The sequence below is a fragment of the Nostoc favosum CHAB5714 genome (genome assembly GCF_020829495.1).
Taxonomy (GTDB): Bacteria; Cyanobacteriota; Cyanobacteriia; order Cyanobacteriales; family Nostocaceae; genus Nostoc; species Nostoc favosum.
In genome coordinates, this window is record NZ_JAIVFQ010000060.1 from 21,343 (window position 1) to 41,718 (window position 20,376).

The 20,376-nt window shown below is 43.4% G+C and carries 25 protein-coding genes and 4 pseudogenes; 18 read left to right on the plus strand and 11 right to left on the minus strand.

Translation table 11 applies throughout. The features are described 5' to 3' along the window. The first annotated feature begins 56 nt into the window (after positions 1-56). Together lpxC and fabZ are read left to right on the plus strand one after the other, a co-directional pair. Positions 57-905 carry a UDP-3-O-acyl-N-acetylglucosamine deacetylase gene (lpxC, locus tag LC586_RS27360; protein WP_229488374.1) on the plus strand — a complete coding sequence of 283 codons (849 nt, stop codon included), beginning with the start codon at positions 57-59 and terminating at the stop codon, positions 903-905. A gap of 106 nt (positions 906-1,011) precedes the next feature. Further along, positions 1,012-1,542: a 3-hydroxyacyl-ACP dehydratase FabZ gene (fabZ, locus tag LC586_RS27365; protein ID WP_229488375.1), complete on the plus strand. Its 531-nt coding sequence runs from the start codon at positions 1,012-1,014 to the stop codon at positions 1,540-1,542. Here the strand turns inward: fabZ and LC586_RS27370 are convergent. Continuing rightward, positions 1,539-1,718 carry a hypothetical protein gene (locus LC586_RS27370; RefSeq protein ID WP_229488376.1) on the minus strand — a complete coding sequence of 60 codons (180 nt, stop codon included), beginning with the start codon at positions 1,716-1,718 and terminating at the stop codon, positions 1,539-1,541. The genes fabZ and LC586_RS27370 overlap by 4 nt on opposite strands. Before the next feature lie 136 nt (positions 1,719-1,854). Between LC586_RS27370 and lpxA the strand changes: the two genes are divergently transcribed. From lpxA to LC586_RS27385, 3 genes are all read left to right on the plus strand, one after another. Beyond that, positions 1,855-2,673 carry an acyl-ACP--UDP-N-acetylglucosamine O-acyltransferase gene (gene lpxA, locus LC586_RS27375; protein WP_229488377.1) on the plus strand — a complete coding sequence of 273 codons (819 nt, stop codon included), beginning with the start codon at positions 1,855-1,857 and terminating at the stop codon, positions 2,671-2,673. Positions 2,674-2,788: 115 nt separating this feature from the next. Beyond that, the gene (lpxB, locus tag LC586_RS27380) at positions 2,789-3,955 is read left to right on the plus strand and encodes a lipid-A-disaccharide synthase (protein WP_229488378.1); all 1,167 of its coding nucleotides are present in this window, start codon (positions 2,789-2,791) and stop codon (positions 3,953-3,955) included. Between the two features lie 183 nt (positions 3,956-4,138). Further along, positions 4,139-5,395 carry a DNA cytosine methyltransferase gene (locus LC586_RS27385; RefSeq protein ID WP_229488379.1) on the plus strand — a complete coding sequence of 419 codons (1,257 nt, stop codon included), beginning with the start codon at positions 4,139-4,141 and terminating at the stop codon, positions 5,393-5,395. Positions 5,396-5,548: 153 nt separating this feature from the next. Here LC586_RS27385 and LC586_RS27390 read toward each other — a convergent pair whose 3' ends face one another. After that, positions 5,549-5,725: a DUF6887 family protein gene (locus LC586_RS27390; RefSeq protein ID WP_229488380.1), complete on the minus strand. Its 177-nt coding sequence runs from the start codon at positions 5,723-5,725 to the stop codon at positions 5,549-5,551. A gap of 486 nt (positions 5,726-6,211) precedes the next feature. Here LC586_RS27390 and LC586_RS27395 point away from each other — a divergent pair. After that, positions 6,212-6,952: pseudogene (locus LC586_RS27395) on the plus strand (IS5 family transposase). A gap of 34 nt (positions 6,953-6,986) precedes the next feature. On the opposite strand, the gene LC586_RS27400 reads toward LC586_RS27395, so the two are convergent. From LC586_RS27400 to LC586_RS27410, 3 genes are all read right to left on the minus strand, one after another. Continuing rightward, a complete protein-coding gene (locus LC586_RS27400) occupies positions 6,987-7,976 on the minus strand; it encodes a J domain-containing protein (RefSeq protein WP_229488381.1) in 990 nt (329 codons plus the stop codon). Between the two features lie 257 nt (positions 7,977-8,233). Beyond that, a complete protein-coding gene (locus tag LC586_RS27405) occupies positions 8,234-9,034 on the minus strand; it encodes a spherulation-specific family 4 protein (RefSeq protein WP_229488382.1) in 801 nt (266 codons plus the stop codon). A 319-nt stretch (positions 9,035-9,353) separates the two neighbouring features. Continuing rightward, positions 9,354-9,656 (minus strand): hypothetical protein, encoded by a 303-nt coding sequence (locus LC586_RS27410; RefSeq protein ID WP_229488383.1) that lies wholly within the window; start codon positions 9,654-9,656, stop codon positions 9,354-9,356. 91 nt (positions 9,657-9,747) lie between these two features. On the opposite strand from LC586_RS27410, the gene LC586_RS27415 reads away from it, so the two are divergent. Then, positions 9,748-9,900, plus strand: a complete 153-nt coding sequence (locus LC586_RS27415) for a hypothetical protein (protein WP_229488384.1) — start codon at positions 9,748-9,750, stop codon at positions 9,898-9,900. Positions 9,901-9,974: 74 nt separating this feature from the next. Continuing rightward, positions 9,975-10,133, plus strand: coding sequence for a DUF4351 domain-containing protein (locus tag LC586_RS27420; RefSeq protein WP_438822938.1), 159 nt, complete (start codon positions 9,975-9,977; stop codon positions 10,131-10,133). A gap of 1 nt (position 10,134) precedes the next feature. On the opposite strand, the gene LC586_RS27425 is transcribed toward LC586_RS27420, so the two are convergent. Further along, positions 10,135-10,362, minus strand: coding sequence for a hypothetical protein (locus LC586_RS27425; protein WP_229488385.1), 228 nt, complete (start codon positions 10,360-10,362; stop codon positions 10,135-10,137). Between the two features lie 331 nt (positions 10,363-10,693). On the opposite strand from LC586_RS27425, the gene LC586_RS27430 reads away from it, so the two are divergent. The 3 genes from LC586_RS27430 to LC586_RS27440 all read left to right on the plus strand — a co-directional run bounded on the left by LC586_RS27430 (position 10,694) and on the right by LC586_RS27440 (position 12,572). After that, entirely contained in the window at positions 10,694-11,041 is a 348-nt protein-coding gene (locus LC586_RS27430) for a hypothetical protein (protein WP_229488386.1), read from the plus strand. Further along, entirely contained in the window at positions 11,029-11,319 is a 291-nt protein-coding gene (locus LC586_RS27435; protein ID WP_229488387.1) for a type II toxin-antitoxin system RelE/ParE family toxin, read from the plus strand. The genes LC586_RS27430 and LC586_RS27435 overlap by 13 nt, the downstream gene beginning before the upstream one ends. Positions 11,320-11,972: 653 nt before the next feature. Further along, entirely contained in the window at positions 11,973-12,572 is a 600-nt protein-coding gene (locus tag LC586_RS27440) for a Uma2 family endonuclease (protein ID WP_229488388.1), read from the plus strand. A gap of 394 nt (positions 12,573-12,966) precedes the next feature. Here the strand turns inward: LC586_RS27440 and LC586_RS27445 are convergent. Both LC586_RS27445 and LC586_RS27450 read right to left on the minus strand, forming a co-directional pair. Further along, positions 12,967-13,542 (minus strand): annotated as a pseudogene (locus tag LC586_RS27445) (AAA family ATPase); the annotation flags it as partial. 1 nt (position 13,543) lies between these two features. Then, complete coding sequence (locus LC586_RS27450) at positions 13,544-13,714, minus strand: hypothetical protein (RefSeq protein ID WP_229488389.1); 171 nt, start codon at positions 13,712-13,714, stop codon at positions 13,544-13,546. 242 nt (positions 13,715-13,956) lie between these two features. Here LC586_RS27450 and nfi point away from each other — a divergent pair, with 242 nt between their 5' ends. The 3 genes from nfi (at position 13,957) to LC586_RS27465 (ending at position 17,480) form a co-directional block, all read left to right on the plus strand. Beyond that, positions 13,957-14,622, plus strand: a complete 666-nt coding sequence (gene nfi, locus LC586_RS27455; protein WP_229488390.1) for a deoxyribonuclease V — start codon at positions 13,957-13,959, stop codon at positions 14,620-14,622. Positions 14,623-14,729: 107 nt separating this feature from the next. After that, positions 14,730-15,281 (plus strand): FHA domain-containing protein, encoded by a 552-nt coding sequence (locus LC586_RS27460; RefSeq protein WP_229488391.1) that lies wholly within the window; start codon positions 14,730-14,732, stop codon positions 15,279-15,281. Between the two features lie 243 nt (positions 15,282-15,524). Further along, positions 15,525-17,480 (plus strand): FHA domain-containing protein, encoded by a 1,956-nt coding sequence (locus LC586_RS27465; protein WP_229488392.1) that lies wholly within the window; start codon positions 15,525-15,527, stop codon positions 17,478-17,480. Here LC586_RS27465 and LC586_RS27470 read toward each other — a convergent pair. After that, positions 17,472-17,894, minus strand: coding sequence for a hypothetical protein (locus tag LC586_RS27470; protein ID WP_229488393.1), 423 nt, complete (start codon positions 17,892-17,894; stop codon positions 17,472-17,474). The two genes, LC586_RS27465 and LC586_RS27470, sit on opposite strands and share 9 nt — an antisense overlap. Before the next feature lie 447 nt (positions 17,895-18,341). Next, positions 18,342-18,611, minus strand: a complete 270-nt coding sequence (locus LC586_RS27475; protein WP_229488394.1) for a hypothetical protein — start codon at positions 18,609-18,611, stop codon at positions 18,342-18,344. A gap of 134 nt (positions 18,612-18,745) precedes the next feature. Between LC586_RS27475 and LC586_RS27480 the strand changes: the two genes are divergently transcribed. The 4 genes and pseudogenes from LC586_RS27480 (at position 18,746) to LC586_RS27495 (ending at position 20,241) form a co-directional block, all read left to right on the plus strand. Next, positions 18,746-19,042: a hypothetical protein gene (locus tag LC586_RS27480; RefSeq protein ID WP_229488395.1), complete on the plus strand. Its 297-nt coding sequence runs from the start codon at positions 18,746-18,748 to the stop codon at positions 19,040-19,042. After that, positions 19,026-19,430, plus strand: a pseudogene (locus LC586_RS27485) (NB-ARC domain-containing protein); the annotation flags it as partial. The gene LC586_RS27480 and the pseudogene LC586_RS27485, both read left to right, overlap by 17 nt. A gap of 84 nt (positions 19,431-19,514) precedes the next feature. Continuing rightward, positions 19,515-19,769: a UPF0175 family protein gene (locus LC586_RS27490; RefSeq protein ID WP_193200542.1), complete on the plus strand. Its 255-nt coding sequence runs from the start codon at positions 19,515-19,517 to the stop codon at positions 19,767-19,769. Continuing rightward, complete coding sequence (locus tag LC586_RS27495) at positions 19,759-20,241, plus strand: PIN domain-containing protein (protein ID WP_229488396.1); 483 nt, start codon at positions 19,759-19,761, stop codon at positions 20,239-20,241. Before LC586_RS27490 ends, LC586_RS27495 begins: the two co-directional genes overlap by 11 nt. 32 nt (positions 20,242-20,273) lie before the next feature. Here the strand turns inward: LC586_RS27495 and LC586_RS27500 are convergent. Next, positions 20,274-20,376: pseudogene (locus LC586_RS27500) on the minus strand (IS1 family transposase); the annotation flags it as partial.

Here is a 20,376-nt window from a genome sequence, read left to right on the forward strand (position 1 = left end):
ATTTTACCAAAACAGACGATGAACAATGCTAAAGGAAATATACTGACTTTTCGGCTATGCAACAGCACACTCTAGCTGGGGAAATCACCCAAATAGGGGTGGGATTGCATAGCGGTGTTAGTACCCAGGTGCGGATACTACCAGCAGAGGCGGGAAGTGGACGCTACTTTGTGCGGGTAGATTTACCGCATTTGCCGATCATTCCAGCCCAAGTTGCGGCAGTTAGTCACACTGTTCTCTCAACTCAGTTGGGCAAAGGTGAGGTATATGTCCGCACGGTAGAACATTTGTTGGCTGCGCTTTCGGGTATGGGTGTGGATAATGCCCGGATTGAAATTGATGGTCCAGAAGTTCCACTTTTAGATGGTTCAGCAAGTGTATGGACAGCCAATATTGCCCAAGTTGGCTTAGTATCACAACCCGTTAACAACCAAGTTCCCAAGGCTATTACAGAACCAATATGGGTCTATCAAGGCGATGCCTTTGTATGTGCCCTCCCAGCACCAGAAACCCGCTTTAGTTACGGTATTGATTTTGACCTGCCCGCCATTGGGAATCAATGGCATAGTTGGTCACTAACCACTGAACTAGAAAAAGCTTCTGCTAGCTTTGCTGCGGAAATTGCTCCCGCCCGGACTTTTGGGTTACTGCATCAAATTGAACACTTACAAAAAACAGGGTTAATTAAAGGTGGCAGTTTGGATAATGCACTTGTTTGTGGGCCAGAAGGCTGGCTAAATCCACCATTAAGATTTGCAAATGAGCCAGTCCGTCATAAAATCTTGGATTTAGTAGGAGATTTAAGTTTACTAGGAACTTTTCCTATTGCTCATTTCTTAGCGTATAAAGCCAGCCACAATTTACACATTCAACTGGCTCAGAGAATTTTAGATTTTGGATTTTAGATTTTAGATTTTAGATTTGATCTAAAATCTAAAATTCAGGATTATTAAGGCTTTCGACATACGCTTGCCTACTCAACTTTCAGATGAAAAATCAACTATACGGCCAATGTCAATCCTCACTGAAGTGAATACCATCGATACGACTACACCTACATCTACCAAATCAGAAGCTATAAATGAGACTACAATCATATCTGAGATTAAAACAACCTTTACATCTGAAGAAATTCAGAAATTGCTACCCCACCGCTACCCATTTTTACTTGTAGACAAAATAATTGACTACGTTCCAGGTAAAAAAGCTGTTGGTGTTAAAAATGTAACTATCAACGAACCCCATTTTCCAGGACATTTCCCCGCACGGCCACTGATGCCAGGGGTGCTAATTGTCGAAGCAATGGCACAAGTTGGGGGCATTGTTCTTACTCAAATGTCTTCGGTAGAAGGCGGACTGTTCGTGTTCGCTGGTATCGATAAAGTCCGCTTTCGCCGCCAGGTTGTACCGGGGGATCAACTAGTAATGACGGTGGAACTGTTATGGGTAAAACAACGTCGTTTCGGTAAGATGCAAGGTCGTGCCGAAGTTGACGGTCAACTTGCTTGTGAAGGGGAATTAATGTTTTCTCTAGTTAATTAAAAGTTTGCTTTCGTGGTATTGGCATAGCCGTGAAATGCCCTTACTGAATCCCGAAAAAGGATCGCAGTTAAAACAATCCACAACAGCATCTGAATAATTTCTTGATTTTCGACGCCCTCTTTACGAGACGCACTCACGAACACACTTAACTTGCTTTGCCCGACACTTTCGTTCACTGAAATACTTAACGCTCAACAATGCCAGTCGCCTCAATGGGACGGCAGTCAGTATAACTCTCTTAACCAGGGTAACGCACTGCTTTAAAAACCCCACCCGGCGCTGGCTTATCAAGACAGTTCTGGAGATTCACCCTTGAAAACGCTAATTCATCCAACTGCTGTAATTCATCCGAAATCGGAACTCCACCATACAGTGCAAGTCGGTGCCTATGCTGTGATTGGAGAGCATGTCAAAGTGGGCCCTGAAACAATAATCGGCGCTCATGCCGTGCTAGAGGGGCCTTGTGAAATTGGGGCGCAAAATCAGATTTTTACAGGTGCAGCCATCGGCATGGAACCCCAGGATCTTAAGTTTGTGGGAGAACCAACCTGGGTCAAAATTGGTGATAACAACTTGATTCGTGAGTACGTTACCATTAACCGCGCTACTGGTGCTGGTGAAGCAACGGTAATTGGCGATGGAAACTTACTGATGGCTTATGTCCATGTGGCTCATAACTGCGTGATTGAAGACCAGGTGGTGATTGCTAACTCTGTGGCGTTGGCAGGTCATGTTCATATAGAGTCACGCGCTAGGCTGAGTGGGGTTTTAGGTGTCCATCAATTTGTGCGTATTGGTAGACAGGCAATGGTGGGAGGCATGGCACGGATTGACCGGGATGTGGCCCCATATATGCTAGTGGAGGGAAATCCGGCGCGGGTACGAACCCTCAACCTTGTCGGACTTAAACGGTCTGGTATGGACTCAACAGATTTGCAAATGCTGAAAAAAGCCTTCCGCATTCTCTACCGTTCTGATTTGCCCTTTAAGGATGCTTTAGAACAGTTGGAATTGTTAGGGGATAGCGAACAGTTGCAGCATCTGCGCCGCTTTCTGCTACTTTCTCAGATGCCAGGAAGGCGTGGCTTGATTCCCGGTAGGGGAAAAAAAGGCGTGAGTGATGAATCGTGAATTATAAGTTAGGAGTTATGAGTTGATAACTTAAATTTTTAACTCCTCACTCCTAACGTACAGACGCGATTAATCGCGTCTCTCCTAACTCCTAACTCCTAACTTTAATTATCAAATGCGGATATTTATCAGCACTGGCGAAGTATCTGGCGATTTACAAGGGTCGCTGCTAATTACAGCGCTGAAGCGTCAAGCTGTGGCGATTGGGTTGGAATTAGAGATTGTGGCGCTGGGTGGCGAAAAAATGGTGGAGGCTGGGGCAATTCTGTTGGGAAATACCAGTAGTATTGGCTCAATGGGTATTCTAGAAGGACTGCCTTATATTTTACCGACTCTCCAGGTGCAACGTCAGGCGATCGCTTTCTTAAAGCAAAATCCACCGGATTTAGTGGTGCTGATCGATTATATGACTCCTAATCTGGAAATTGGGACTTATATGAAACAGCAGTTACCAGATGTGCCTGTAGTGTATTATATCGCTCCTCAAGAGTGGGCTTGGTCATTAAGTTTGCGTAGAACTAAGCGGATTGTTGATTTTACAGATAGGCTGTTGGCAATCTTCCCACAAGAAGCCCGTTACTTTCGGGAGAAAGGGGCAAAAGTTACTTGGGTAGGGCATCCTTTGGTTGACCGAATGCAAGACGCTCCCAGTCGCCAAGCAGCTCGTGCAACACTGGGAATTGCACCAGAACAAATTGCGATCGCACTTCTCCCCGCCTCTCGCCGCCAAGAACTAAAATATCTTTTACCAGTAATTTTTCAAGCCGCCCAAACTATTCAAGCTAAATTACCTGAAGTTCATTTCTGGATTCCCCTATCTCTGGAAGTCTATAGACAGCCAATTGAGCAGGCTATTGAGCGTTACGGTTTACGGGCGACAATTATATCAGGTCAACAAATGGAAGTTTTTGCTGCTGCTGATTTAGCCATTAGTAAATCTGGTACTGTCAACCTGGAACTTGCTCTGTTAAATGTGCCGCAAGTTGTAGTTTACCGTTTAAGTTCCCTGACTGCTTGGATCGCTCGTAAAATCCTCAGAGGTTCTATAACCTTTGCATCACCAGCTAATTTAGTAGTGATGAAGCCGATTGTGCCAGAATTTTTACAAGAGCAAGCCACACCAGAGAATATTATTCAAGCAGCGATGGAACTGCTACTCAATCCCAGTCGCAGAGAGCAAACTTTGGTAGATTATGAAGAAATGCGGCAAAGTTTAGGAGAAATTGGGGTGTGCGATCGCGTTGCTCAAGAAATTTTGCAAATGCGACTAAATAATTCGTAATTCGTAATTCGTAATTCGTAATTTAAGGTAGAAAATTAATTTATTTATGAGTAAAATTAAGTGCGAACTACCTCTTTTGCCAGAAGCCGCATTTATCCATAGGGTAATTACGAATTACGTTAGCGTAGCGGGGCGAAGCCCATTATAAATTACGAATTAGATTGGGGTGTCATGGCTTATGAGATGAAAAAACAAAGAGCGATCGCAGTTGACTTATTCGCCGGTGCGGGGGGTATGACTCTTGGCTTTGAGCAAGCTGGCTTTGATGTGCTAGCGTCTGTGGAAATTGACCCTATCCACTGTGCAACACATGAGTTTAACTTCCCTTTTTGCTCAGTGTTATGTAAAAGTGTTGTGGATACAAGCGGGGAAGAAATTAGGAATCGGTCTGAGATTGGCGATCGCGAAATTGATGTGGTAATTTCTGGCTCACCATGTCAAGGATTTTCTCTAATTGGTAAACGAGTTATTGATGATCCCCGAAACTCTTTGGTGTTTCACTTTCATCGGCTGGTTTTTGAGCTAAAACCAAAGTTCTTTGTAATGGAAAATGTCCGAGGTATCACAGTTGGCGAACATAAACAAATCCTCCAAACCTTAATTAGCGAGTTTAAAATTTACGGCTATAAAGTAGAAGAACATTACCAAATTCTCAACGCGGCACATTACGGAGTACCACAGTCCCGTGAAAGATTATTTCTCATAGGCGCAAGGGAGGATGTAGAGTTACCGAAATATCCTCAGCCGATTACTAAACAAGCATTACCAAATAATTTAAATTATAAAATAATATCTGATATCCCATTGAGTCCTACAGTATTGGATGCAATTGGAGATTTACCTGAAATAGAAAAATATCCAGAGTTACTAACAAGAGATTGGGTTGTAGCAGAATACGAAAATCCTAGTAATTATGCTCTTGTACTTCGCGGTATCAAATGCCTAGAGGATGATTATTCTTATAAACGAGAATATGATTTGCGAATACTTTCTTCAAGTTTAAGAACAAAACATTCGGCGGAAACTATTCAACGTTTTCAGGAGACTCAACAAGGCGAGAGAGAAAAAATTAGTCGTTTTTATAAGCTACATCCTGCTGGTGTCTGTAATACTTTAAGAGCCGGAACAGACAAGTATAGAGGTTCTTTCACATCTCCTAGACCAATTCATCCAATTACGCCGCGCTGTATCACAGTTAGAGAAGCGGCGAGATTGCATTCTTACCCTGATTGGTTTAGATTTCATGTAACTAAATGGCACGGATTTCGGCAAGTTGGTAACTCTGTACCACCTTTACTAGCAAAGACTGTGGCGGCAGAAATTATTCGCAATTTGAATATTTCGCCTTTTAAACCGAGTTTTGGATACAAATTGGGAGAGGAAAAGCTATTACAATTTAATATGTCGCAAGCGGCACAATATTATCAACGGAACTGGTAAGTTGTAATACAGCAGAATTCAGAATTCAGAATTCAGTAGCAAAACACGCTTTATACCTGGGTAACAGACTTAGCTTGTGTACCTCACCAACTTGAAATCTGCTGTATCTGCAAGATTTCATTATCTCAACCCATCGTTAAACCTTTCAAATAGTTAAACAGCCTCTCCACTACTACCCAGTTTTTTCTTGAGTATCTCTTCCATTTCCCTTAAATCCTCATTAGTCTCAGGGAATGGATATGTCGGACTATTAGGACTTCGCCGTTTGATTAATGCCTCAATCGCTTCATCATCTTCACGATGAGCTAAAATATATCCTACATTCCGCACTTCAATTAGTAGTATAAGTAAACTACGTTGAGAGAAAATCTAAAATTATAATTTGGACACCCAAGTAACTATAAAGAAAAGTAAATTATGCAGTATAAAGATACCCAGCTATGATTTTTTGTGTAAAAAGCTAGTTAGACAAGAATATTTAGCCCACATTACGCACTTCAAAATGTCACATTTTAATACTTCAATAAATATTACAAATAACTGTTAATATCATTAAGTATTAACACTGATATTTTTTAGGCTTTTGGCGACGCCGATAGCGAGTCTTGTCTGCGACACGCTACTCGCGTTCGAGCGTCATAGCCCGTCGTAGACATCGCTATTCAACTACCATTAGCCCAAAGTTTGTAATTTTGGCATATTACAAAACGAAGTGCGGAATGTGGGTTTAATTGCACCAGATGGACTAGGGCGTGTCATCAGTTGATGTAAAGAAAGATAAAGTAGAAATGACCAAGCTACAAGGATTTGCTCGCCATGACAAGCCGTCGTTATGCTCTAAGGGATGACCAGTGGGAAAGGATCAAAGACCTGTTGCCAGGACGAGACGGTTATGTAGGCGGGACAGCCAAGGACAATAGGCTGTTCGTGGAAGCGGTGTTGTACCGCTATCGAGCCGGCATCCCGTGGCGGGACTTACCCGAAAGGTTTGGGGACTTCCGAATCGTACACACGCGCTTGGGTCGATGGAGCAAAACTGGGGTGTGGCAACGGGTATTTGAGGTGTTAGCTCTTATAGGCGGACAACGAGTACGCAATGATTGATTCCACGATTGTCCGCGCCCATCAACGAGCGTGCGGGTGTAAAGGGGGGGATGCAAACACCGAAGCAATTGGACGTAGCAAAGGTGGGTTGAGTACCAAGATCCATGCGGTGGTAGATGCGTTGGGGAATCCGGTCAGCTTTCACCTCACACCTGGACAAGCCTGTGATCTAGATGGTGCGGATGTGCTGTTGCCTGACCTGAAAACGACACTGTGTTAGCAGACAAAGGATACGATGCTGATGCACGGGTAATCAATGTTCTCCAAGCACAAGACAAGACTGCCGTCATTCCCTCCAAGCGTAACCGCACCACTAAGCGCGATTATGACTCTTACTTGTACAAAGCCCGTCACTTAATTGAAAACATATGAGCCAAACTCAAGCAGTACCGTGCGATCGCCACCCGCAATCGACTTACTCAAAGTCAATTTTCTCACGCCAACAGAGCATAATATTTCACCCGATCCCACCACGCATTACCAGTCATTATTGCAGAGTTGGTGGGCCACCAAGAAATTCTTTGATAGTGATCTTCTGTTCGATAAAGTCCTTGACAAAATCCCGAATCTGAGAAACAACATTTATTTGATTGTCTATCGTTTCTACCATCAAAGCCATAGCATCAATGCCTTTCTTAGCAGCTTTGCGAGAATCGGAAACCATCGTTCCTTCTGGAGTATTTTTTGCTAAACGCAGTTCCCGTTTCAAGTTTTCATATTGAGTCAGGAGAATTTGATTTTGCTGTTCTATAGTTCGACATTTCCGAGTTAAGTCATCTTCGCTATTATTGTCAATAACTTCCCCGACTTGGTGAAGTCGCTCAATTTCTAGAAGTCTTGCCAAATCACCTTCTTGGTAGGCTTGATTGATTGATTTCATGATTTCTGTATGATCTGTCTGTGTCTCGCTGTCTTTTACCTTGTCAGGGTGGAAGATTTCAGCTAACCTCAGAAATGTTTCACGAATTTTTCTCTTATCTTCTGTTCTAGCTTCACCATGAGATTCTACAGATTCTTGTGTTTGCCAATGTTGATGGCGACCTTCAGCAGTTTTCCTTGAAAAATCTGATTCGGTATCAGGATTGTCAAACAATTCGTCTAGCTCTGTTGAAAATTGTTTGCGACTTGGTTTGAGACTAATGATTCCTGTCAACTGGAGCTTAAGGTAAACTGCCTCTATATTTTTGAAGGTTTGTTGACCAAACTTTCTAGTAGTGAAAATTTCCTCAAAAAGAGCATGAATATCCTGGTCTAACTCAGCCATTTTTCGGAAACTGGGACTGGCTTTATGAAATATTTCTGTGACGAAAGTTCGCGTCTGTTCAACAAAGTTATTCAGTTCTGTGCGTTTTCTCTTAATCTGTTTGAGTAGCGATTGGTGTTCTTTTTCTAGAAACTGTAAGCGGATATGTAATTGAGACAGAGCCAGTGGAGTTTCAAGAGTAGAGTGGGATGGAGGTGGGGTTTTTCGAGGCATAGAAGATTTATGCTTTTTTCAAGGTAAAAAAACTATAACGACAATTAACACCTCAATGATGATACACGAATGTCTACTGAGATTAATTTCCTGGAGACAGCAATGCTAGTAAGTGCTGCACTTGTTTTGTTCTACACTTAAACCCGTGAACCGCTTATCAAAATCAACCTACGGTCACTGCTGAGGATGTTATTGGCGTAGCGTTCCCCAGTTGCGCCATTTACCCCCGCGAACAGATACCTTTATTTTTCAATTACTTAGGTGCTGCATTTTGTTGTCATAGCAGTTAATTCATTAGTCCAATATGTAGGAAGAGTATCCCAAGGATTCGGCAAAACATCATCAGTTACATAAATAGTGCCTGCATTTCGGACAAGAGCCAATCCAATGGCATTATTCATCTCAGTTGTGCCAAATGTATTATGTATAAGATGTGCAAATTTATTCGCGGGGTAATTAAATAGCCAAGCTGGCGCTTGCCAGTTTTGGTAATTACTATAAGTATCTTCAAACACTACGGTAATGTCCGCCAGTTTTATGTAATCCTCTGCAGGAGCAGTACCAGGGTTTAGCATCACTAAAGTGCCTTTTGTATTACGAATGTAATTGGCGAGATTTGTGTAGTAGGCAAGGTTATTGGTACTCTTGGCTACTTCATCCAAAAAGATGCCATCTACTGCATACCAAGTTTTATATTGATCTATTTCTGTTTTGACAGCTGTTGCACTACGGGTTCCATAGCTTGTATATACATAACCAATAACTTTAATGCCTGCCGCTTGTGCATTCTTCACAGCAGTAACGTAGTCTGTGTTTTTTGCTGTGCCGGAGCCACTGTTAGGATTCATGATCATCACGCCAACTCTAGGCGCTGCCCCATTTGCCTTTTGCCAATAAGTTCCTGGATAAAAATAGGCAGGAATAGAAATACTTTGGCAAAGACCAGCTGAGGCTTTGGGAGCGGAATTAATCACACCTAGCAATGCTCCCCCAGCTATCAAACTTGCTACTGCCACCTGACGCGATAAGCGTGCAAGTCCCATAGTTAAATTTTTCATCCTATTGATACTCAAATGACAGTTGTTGCTAAATTATACTGCGAGCAGGGGTGCAGAGGAGATACCTGTACTACTTTTCCCCTCTGCGTAATTTCAATCCCATACTGCATCTGCATTCTAGCCGCATAAACTGCATGACTCTCTTGCTCCTGGTGACGCTTTCGTTCCCTCACTTCTCTCTGCTTTTGGCGCTTACGAGACTGTAGCTAATCGGATGGCGCTTTCATGAAGGTAAGTTTTCCCCAACGCCTCGCTCAAGGCGTGGACATCTCCAATTTTGACGGAACAACACAAAGTGTCGCTTTTTCTACCCAACAAATCACGCCATCCATTCAGTCCACTGTGGGGCATCTGTCACCAATCGAGCAAAATTATCAGCGTAAGCATCCTCGAACTCCAGCATCACGCCGTAACGCTCATCAATCGTTAGGGTACTGAGTAATTCTTTAACTGACTCCACGCCATGTTCAACCCGCTCAATTACCATCTGAGCATAATATTTAACCCGCTCCCACCAAGAATCACTGAATTCTGCTTCTGTGTCCATACCCCCCCGATTATTACTTCCATCTTCATTAATGGGCGGTGTGGACAGCGGGTTAATCCCGTATTGAGACTGCATTCTAGCTGTGTAAGCCGCATGACGCTCTTGCTCCTCTTGGCGTTTCCTTTCCCTCTCTCTCGCTGCTGTTGCCGATACTCCAATACCTGCTGTGCAAACTCGACATCATCAGTATTCAGCCGATAATACCGAACACGCTGACCATCCTCCAGCGATCGCTTTGAATCATTGGACAAACCCAGTTGCGAGAAATACTGCTCCAAAATTCACACAGGAGATTCCGATAGCGGGATGGTCAGATTGAGGATACCTTTAACGTGAGATGCGTTGCGTCTGAAAAACTCCGCTAAAACTTGAATCATCGCCTCGTCCCCTTTAATCTCAACCCCAGCCAAAGTCCAAGAAGAAGGACAGCAGGATTTAATTATACGTCTACTAAATCGTCGTTTTGGTGAAATTGATGCAGTGTTGATTGAACGAATTCGAGGATTATCTATTGAAAAATTGGAGGGGTTAGGAGAGGCGTTATTAGATTGACCTACACCACCACCAACCAATCGCACACCACAGACGTACACCCGCCTCCAAAGTTAACCCAAACCTGCCACTTGCCCAGATACCCATTCCAGTAAAGCTCACCATCAGCAACGCCGACAGCCTCGCCACAGGTGCAAACTAGCTGTTGGTAGAAGGAGCCAACACTGTCGAGTCCTTGCTGCATTTTCAGCTTCAGCCCTTTTGATCCAAGTCCTTGGGGACTGGACACTACCTCTTCTAATTTTTGGGAGGTTGTGTCAGTTAGTTATATCGTGTCCGTTTAAAGACTTATCATTAAGACCGCAGGGGGGCAGGGGGCAGGGGGCAGGGGGAAAGAGGGTTTCCCGGTTTTTGCACAGATGTGGGAATTATAACTAATTAGCCGAACATGATATTATTTGTGCTTGTGACTCTATATTATTAGTGACTGACACCAAATAAGACACAGTATTTTGAGCGTTAGCTAAGTTATAGGCATGGTTTAGTATAGGCTTAGTTAGAATTAGATATGCAGGTATTACGTTGAATTCTAATGTTTTGCGACAAAAATCAAATACTATATGACAGCAAACAATATTAGACGCCAAATTTTAGAGCATCTTGAGGCATTACCGGGAGAACAGGTGAAAACTCTGCTCAAAACATGGTTGACCGTTCCGGAAGGAGACTTAGAAGATTTTGAGCGTTTACTAATCAATGAACCTATTCAAACCATAGAAGAAGTATTTGAGTACGGTGAAATCGATACAGCATTAAATTTTCAACCATTGACCCAAGCCCAAATGGTTGAGCAAAGTCAATCTGCTCTGGAAATGTACCGCCGTACAGGTTCAGGAGTGGCACATGAGCGTGTGCATGAATGGGCAAACAGTTTGGGAAGCGACGAAGAACGCCCATGTCCCAGATAGTTTGGACTTTAACGGCGATTGATGACTTAAACCGTCAATATGATTTTATCAAACTAAACAATCCTGAAGCCGCGGCACGGGCAGTAAAAGCAATAGTATCTTCAGGAGAGAGTCTACAGCAAAATCCTCGTCGAGGCGCGATTGTAGATGAAATAGCAGGATTACGAAAACTCGTAGTTTCTTTTGGGAAATACGGTTTTATAATTCACTACGTGATTCTTGAGGATGATGTTGTAATCTTACGCATCTATCATGGGCGAGAGAATCGACCTCGCTAGTAAGATGTTCCATTGCTCTCTGGTTTCCCTACACTGCCACCAACCAATCGCACACCACAGACTTACACCCGCCAGCAAAGTTAACCCAAACCCATCAGTGAGAGGTTAAGGTAATTGCACAAATGTCTGCGAGGGTGCGGGAAAAGGAGATAAATCCAGCTTGGAGACTGGCAATCGCTTGAATTTACCTAAGAACTAAGCCCATTTTTGACAAAGTTATTCTCTCGTTACAATACCTTTTAATATCCTATTTAAGTTGTCAAAGACGTTAAAGATAATGATAATCAAATAGAGGGGAAGGAGGCGAGCGACGCTCGCCTCCTTCCCCTCTCCCCCGCACGATTATCATTTTCAATAAGATTATTTTGAGTATTTTAACTGATTGACAAAATGCACTTTATCTTAATCCTCACGGATGATCGTAGCCCCACTTGGAAACTACGGCATTCGACCGTTCATTGGCAATTTTTCTTTCCGTTGCTGATAATAGTTTTAGAGCTAATTATTTAACAGTGAACAGTGAACAGTAAACAGTTATCAGTTTTCAACCGCGATAACTGATAACTGTTTACTGATAACTGATTTAAATCCCCCACCAACGCTCCATGTAACTGATAATGCGGATACTTGATAACTGATTCAAGAGGTTGATTGTGGTCTTTGCTCAAACCAGTCCCCCAGATGTAATAACAACTCGCCTCACGTTAGACGAGTATCGGGCTATGGAAGAAACCAACCCAGAACGCCATGAATACCGCAACGGAGAGGTTATTACTATGTCGGGAGGATCGGAATCTCACAGTGCGATCGCCAGCAACTTCTTAATTTACTTGGGGTTTTTACTGAGAGACACCGATTTTCGTTTGTATAACAGCGACTTGCGAGTTTGGATTCCTGAATATCAGTGCGGTACTTATACCGATTTAATGGTTGTTAATGGCGAACCAGAGTTTAATGGCGATCGTAATGATGAAATTCTCAATCCAATGCTTATTGTCGAAGTTTTATCACCCTCTACCGAAGCATACGATCGAGGTGACAAGTTCAAAAAATATCGCTCTCTTGCCAGCTTTTGTGAATATCTCCTTGTGAGTCAAACTGAACCCTACATTGAGCAGTATCACAACTTGGATCGTAATAGTAACGATCGCTGGCTATGGCAAGTTCACTCTCACCTTGATCGGGCGATTTTTCTGCATAGTTTAAACGTAGAAATTCCCCTGACTGAAATCTATCGTCGGATTAATTTTTAAGGGTGGCTAACTATTTTACGAAAATATCAAGTAAGCCAGAAAACATCAACTCACCCTCGTAAATTGGCAGAGGCATTGATTAAACCAATTCGCAATTCGCAATGACGCTCGTGGACTCGCTAACGCTGCGCTAACGCAATTACGTGAAAGTGACTCTTATTTAGACCCCGACACAAAACGCGCTGCCTGTAGAGACTCTTGACTTAAACCCCCAAAGTTCGTTAAATCAGACATAGTTTTAATGCTTGAATTAGTGAACAGGTGAATATCTGAAAAGTGGATATTCACCTGTAATTAGTTATTGAATTGTTAACAATCGGGTACTTGGCGTAGCAATTCTTTCTTTTGATTAGCGATTTATCCTGTTATGTTCAAGAGTGCTTCGCCAGCATTATCAGTTCATATTACGGAATCGTGGAGTTCGCAGAGACTTGGTACTTTGTGCAACGGCACTTGATGCAGCCCTTGCCGTTGCCGCCCAAGACTGCATTCGCTCAACAGATGCAGCATCCTGGACAGCCAAAGGTGTGATATTCTCACAACACTGCATCAGATCCCCCAGTGTTACCTGCTGTGGTCGTCCCTCATCAAATGCCAGTAGTGCCGCTTCTGCTGCTAGAGTTTCCAGTTCTGCCCCTGAAAACTTCACGGTGTTATTAGCGATCGCCTCGAGATATTCCGACTCCACCGCAATACCAAATCGTTCCAGATGAATCTTGAGGATTTGGCAGCGCTCCGGTTCGGTTGGTAAATCGACGAAAAAATTTTCATCAAAGCGTCCCTTCCGTTTCAACTCACTGGGCGGTGCTGACGGGTCGTTGCAGGTAGCCACAACGAATACCCCTGCTGTACACTCACTCATGAATGTAAGCAGATTCCCCAGGATTCGCTGGGAAACTCCCGAAGTATCGCCGCTACCAGATAAGGCTTTCTCGATTTCATCTACCCATAAAACGCAAGGTGCGATCGCATTATTTGCCACCGACGGCATTTTTCTTTGCGTAGTTTAGATTTCTCTGATATTCTATGATTTTTTGTTGAGCTACTACATAATTGGGGCTAGAAGATGGCACGTCTTTCATAAGTGCGATCGCCTGTACATCTCCATGTTTTGCAAGTTCCAGAATATTTGGCTGTGTCATAACCAGTAAAAGAGAAAATATAGAAAAATAAACTTATATTCTCAGGATTCTCTATTGACAGCTTTAAGTAACATTATGATGCAAGATATCAGCTAACCTGGGCTAAAATGTCTAGGATAAAGATAGTCATTCACAGACTTTTGCAAAAAATATATTTTCCCTGTATCAACATCAAAAACTCTTGTTTTTGTGCTTGCAAATTAACAAGATTAATATTAATCAGTTTAATTCCAATTTTAAATATGAAGTTTAATCGAGATCATGCTTGGCCCTCGACCCTAGAAGAAGCCATCGTTATCCAAGAAACGCTGCGCGATCAAGTAATTACTGAGGATCAACTGCAAGAACCTATCCAGTACGTTGCTGGAGTGGATATGGGTTTTGAAGCTGATGGAACCATTAGCCGTGCAGCTGTGGTAGTACTGAGTTTTCCTGATTTGCAAGTAATCGAGACAAGCCTAGCACACCGTCCTACGACCTTTCCTTATGTTCCTGGGTTCCTCTCATTTCGGGAAATTCCAGCTGTCCTCAATGCCTTGGAAAAGATTAAAACAACACCAGATATTATCTTGTGTGATGGTCAAGGAATTGCCCATCCCCGTGGATTAGGTATAGCTAGCCATTTAGGGTTACTTATAGATATGCCGACAATTGGTGTAGCCAAGTCCAGGTTGGTAGGCAAGTATGAGGAATTGTCAGAAACAAAAGGCAGTAAGCAACCACTTGTATATAAAGGTGAGACGGTTGGGGCGGTTCTACGCACACGCACAGGAGTAAAACCTCTGTACATCTCCAGTGGTCATCGAGTTAGTTTACCTACGGCAATTAACTATGTATTACGCTGCATAACAAAATATCGGCTGCCAGAAACTACGCGCATAGCTGATAAATTAGCGTCGGCGAAATAAAGCTTGTTGAAGTTTTTTCTAAATACTTGCTTGCTCATACTCAAACGTGTTAGGAATCGCACAGAAAGAAGTTGAAGTAGCTAAATACGATTTACGAAGTTAGAACAATGAACGCACTAACTTTACAGTGGCACGATGCAGGCCAAGATAAAACTCAGAACATTTACGAACAACAGCCAAGTCAAAATCCTGGCACTGTCCGCATTGGTCGTGACCCACTCCGGTGCGATATTGTTTTGAATCACCCCACTGTCTCTGGTTTACACGTTGAAATATTTTTTCATCACCAGCAACAACGCTTTTATATTAGGAATTTGCGATCGCAAAATCCCCCCCTTATCGATGGACGGCAATTAGTCCAAGGTGAAATGCCTTTAACTCAGGGCACTAGTATCTCTTTGGGACAAATAAAACTCAACGTTACTAGCGTTTCCACGGGTAGCATTCCAGCAACAATTTTGCTGCCACCCCATCCACCAGTAAACATCGGACATCACCACCATCCACCAACACCCCCCGCACCACCGCCAGGAGTTTATGGCTTAGAATGCCCCAAATGTCATAAAGTTTCCCCAGGAGAAAATCTACAAATTGGCTGTCATTGGTGTGGGACATCTTTGGCTGCGGCGGTGAGTGTGTTGGTAGCACCGGGTAGTTGAGAAGGAGGGCAGGGGGGAGCAGGGGAGGCAGGGGGAGCATGGGAAGAATTTCTAACTCTTGACCAATGACTAATAGACCTCTTGCATAAATTAAAAATAAGAACCCCACCCCGCCAAAGCTACGCTTTGTCTCCCCTCCCCGCAAGCGGGGAGGGGTTGGGGGTGGGGTGTTAGGGACTTTTGGAAGAGGTCTAATGACCAATGACCAATGACCAATGACTAATGACTAATGACTAATGACTAATGACTAATGAACAAATCCAATTGAGTTGGGAAGAACCAGCGACGGGTGAACGGCGACAACCAAGGTTGAGTATGCCGATCGCTTTTGGTCGAGAATTCGCTCGCTTACCTGCTGAACTCAGGGGAGTACGGGTTTCTCGGATGCTGCTTAACAGTAACGAAGTTTCTCGCTACCATGCCCTAATTGACTGGGAACAAGACCATCTAGTAGTGATTGACCAAGGTAGCGTTAACGGTGTATATGTCAACGGTCAACCACAAACGCGCAGTGTTCTGGCTAATGGCGATACGTTGCAAATTGGCCCCTATTTAATAACAGTGACATTTGCTGTTAACGTACCCGCACCAGATACCAGCCCTCCTTCAACGATTCATTTCAACGCAAATACCAATCTTCCAGACCCCAGCTTGCCTGTAGTTCAGCCGCTAACGCCCTTGACGAGTAATTTCCCACCACTAGCGTTTCAGGCTCAGAAAGTCGCTGTGCAAGCACTTCATGCTACAGGACTGCCAGTAGATGAATCTGATTATCTAGCGATCGGGGCAGGACTGGGTAGCTTTGTTTGGGCTGATTTGCTGCGAATTAGTGGTGTGCGTGCTGACAAAATTGTGGCATTGGGATTAGAGGCGGAACCTTATGCTCGTTACAAGCGCCTTTGTTTGAATTCGCAAATTCCCTTATATGAAAGACTGCGTTCTAATTCTGACTCTTGTCCTGATAATATTTGGGGCTGGCCTAGTTATGCCTTGCGTGAGGCTGGGCACGATTTCAGCAAGGGACAGATGAAATCAGCATTCAAGTATTTGTGGCAAGTGTTTGCTGAACCTACATTTGCAGAAACTTATACTCCTCGTGCGGGTAATGTCTTTGATTCCATAGATAGGGAGGCGAAGCGCATTGGCTGGAATCAAATTTATCGCTATGGACGAGTTAGGGGAATTCGCAAAACTGATGACGGTAGATATTGCATAGCCTATTCTCGCGCCCCAGGAAATTATGCTTTTTTAGTTAGTCGTTATTTACATTTAGCTACTGGGTATCCAGCAATTCAGTTTCTCCCAGATTTGCAAGCTTATAGGGAAAAATATCAAGATTTTAAATCTGTCGTTAATGCTTATGAAGCTCACGATCATGTTTATGAGCAACTAGAGCAACAAGGTGGTACGGTATTGATTCGGGGGCGGGGAATTGTGGCTTCGCGGATTGTGCAGCGCATTTATGAAGCAAGAAAAAGAAATCGGAATATTGCAGTTTTGCATTTAATGCGATCGCCTAAACCTCAAGGCAACAAATTTCAAAATACCCAGCGCCTAGTCAAAAATCATTACGAATTTCAACCCTTTAACTGGCCAAAAGCCTGTTGGGGCGGCGAACTCCGAGCAATGTTAGAAAAAGCCACCCCCGATGAACGCAAACGTTTACTAGCAGACTGGGGTGGAACTACTACCGCCGACCGCCAAGACTGGCAGCAAATTACTGCCCAAGGGTTAAGCGAAGGCTGGTATCAAATTACCTTCGGAGAGGTTTTGGATGTAGAACGAGATGCCCAAAACCGGACTATTACCCATATCCAAGAGCAAAGCTTTGGGGAAATGAAATTGCTAGCTGACTTTATTGTTGACGCTACTGGGCTGGATGCCAAGGTAGATGCCAATCCCCTCATAGCAGATTTGGTGAAGCATTACAACCTCCCAGTGAATCATCTGGGGCGGTTGACTGTAGCGAACAATTTTGAATTAGTAGAAATGCGTAGTGATAGAGGTCAAATGTATGCTGCTGGGGCTATAACTTTAGGTGGCCCTTATGCCGCAGTTGATAGTTTCTTGGGCTTGCAATACGCCGCATTAGTCGCCCTTGATGGACTCGCCGCCGCCCGTGCGCCTGGAGTTCAAAGGTTGAATGTTGTAAGTTCCTTTGGGCAGTGGTTGAAGTGGGTGTTAAATCAGTCACCTTAGTTTAAGAAGGCAGAAAGCAGGAAAAATACAGTATTTATCTGACTGTTTTGAGTACCAAATCTCAAATTTGAGGTTCAAAGGCTCAACGTTGAAGCTCAGAGGTGCAACGTTGGAGTTCAAAGGCTCAACGTTGAGGTTCAAAGGTTCAACGTCGAGGTTCAGAGGTGCAACGTCGAGGTTCAGAGGTGCAACGTCGAGGTTCAAAGGCTCAACGTCGAGGTTCAAAGGCTCAACGTTCAGGTTCAAAGGCTCAACGTCGAGGTTCAAAGGCTCAACGTCGAGGTTCAAAGGCTCAATGTTCAGGCTCAGAGGCTCAACGTTGAGGTTCAAAGGCTCAATGTTCAGGCTCAGAGGCTCAATGTTCAGGCTCAGAGGCTCAACGTCGAGGTTCAAAGGCTCAACGTTAAAGTTCAAAGGCTCAAAAGCTCAAGTGACGGGCGATACCTTCAGTGAGCTTTCCTGTAGAACGCTGCGCGAACGCTAACACAGAATTCTTGCTCTCTGATATGGTGAGTACTTAGCCAAGATTTTAGTGAAATCAATAGCCCGCCTGCGATTCAAATCGCAGGCTAACAGCATAAGTCAGTTAAAACTGACTCAAATTAACTAAATTTAGTCCGTTTGAACGGACTTAGGCTATTAGCCTCGGAATTGATTCCGAGGCGGGATAGCAACGAAGCAAAGAATTTGCTTTTGCCAGTGTCCCTACTTAGTTTTTTCCCTTGTTGGGCGCACCATCACAGGTACTCTGACTTTTCACGGCATGTGGAAAAGGCCATTTTGAGGGTTTTCCAAACCCTGATTTTTCCGTTAGCTATTTTCATTAACTTAAAGCTATTGACAATTAGGCTGTAGAAAAAGTCACGTTTTTTCGAGGCTTGAAGACTTCCCGTGAAAAGTCAGCACAGGTACTAGGGTTTTAACTAAACCCGTAATCGCCACAATCACACTGGCAATTCCCCCAATCGACAATGAAGTTAAAATTGCCGCCGCCAGAATAATTTCAGTAGGACTGTATCCATCTCGCATCCAGGTAGATGGATTCTCTACCAATGTTGGTGAGGCGGGGATTAATTGCGAAGTTTGGGTGGTTTGATTGGAGTTGACTGGAGTTGTTAAGGCAGTTTTCATGGCTGAACCTCTTCTAAATGTTTCTATGCAAATGATATTTCTGCCAGAAGAAGAGGAGATTCCTTAGAAATAGAGACAAAGTAGAGAGAAAGTAGAAATTAAGTAGAATCGAGAAGAAATCTCACAAGCTGTCTATGCAATGGGCTGATTTTCTAGCCAAGGAAGCTGCTACTCATAGCTTATCCCCAGAGCAAACGGCAGCTTTTGTAGAGCGATTGAAGACTGAAAACTTAGGAAAGAGTGAGGCAAAACTTGCCAGCGAATTAAACATTGGTGCGGCTGCCTTCAAAAAGCGGATGGCTGAGGTTTATGAAAAGTTCGCCAAGAGTTATCCTGAATTAGCCACTTCTAATAGTCGGGGTAAGCTGGAAAAGTTACGGGCTTGCCTCACAGCTAAATATAATGGCGGGCAAGATGTTCGCCACAATTAAAGAAATTCAGCAAAATATTCCCCCTGCTGTCCCATTTGAAAAATTTGTGGGACGTGAGGCGGAACTACAAAACCTGCACTCTTCATTACAAACATCTCGGCAAGTTGCCATTGTAGCTGTGGCGGGTATGGGTGGAGTAGGCAAAACTGAACTGGCTACCCAATACGCCAAACAGCACTTGCAGAATTATCGAGGTGGGGTTTGCTGGTTATCTGCACAGGGAATAGATGTCGGAATTCAGATTCTCAGATTTGCCCAATTGAAATTTAAACTCATTGCACCGGACGATTGGGAATTAGCAGATAGACTGAGATACTGCTGGCAGAATTGGCAACCAGGTGAAGTACTGCTAGTGTTTGATGATGTCACTGACTACAAAAAACAGGTTCAGCCTTATCTACCCCCAGAATCACCCCGCTTTAAAGTCTTGCTGACAACGCGCCTAGAGTTTGATAAAACTGAGGAGAAATTTATGCGAACAGTACCAATCCAATTACCAGAAACAGTATTTTCAGCACTTCGGAAAAATCCTGAAGAATTCATCCAAGAAATGCGAATTGCAGCAGCAGTTAAATGGTATGAATTAGGTGACATTTCCCAAGCCAAAGCAGCAGAAATTGCTGGGTTAACTCGTGCTGAATTTATTAATGCCTTATCACGCTACCAAGTAGATTTTATGCAATATACAGCCCAAGAGTTAGCCCAGGAACTGGCAAATGTCGATTAATTGTGTAATTATTAACTCTTCACCTTTAATTGTTCTTCTGAAAAGTCAGCAAGCACAACTACTTCCACAATTATTCACAGAAATTATAGTTCCATTAGGTGTTTTTGAAGAAGTCACAACAAAAGATGATGCCGCATCAACACTATTACCCAATATTACTTGGATACAAACAGTAGAAGTTAATACTATTAATCCTGTTGTAGCAGCTTGGGATTTGGGAAAAGGAGAATCACAAGTATTGAGTTTGGCACTAAAAAATTCAGACTGTGCCGCTATTGTTGACGATAGGGCAGCACGGCGTTGTGGTCAAGCTTTAGGTATTAATACTATTGGAACAGGAGGTTTGCTGATATTAGCAAAAAGACGTGGACTAATCCCAAGCATATCTCCTGGGATTCAAGCTATCCGTGACGCTGGTTTGTGGTTATCCGATAGTTTGGTCAATTTGCTCAAACAACAAGCAGGGGAATAGCGAAATTAGGCGTTGCATAAATGCGGGATGAATCAGTTAAGGACGGGTATTTCTCTATACTTGAAATAGTGAAGTAACAAGCGAATTGAGTATTTAAGCATATCTACTGATTTGGAATAGCATAATGTTTTTCGA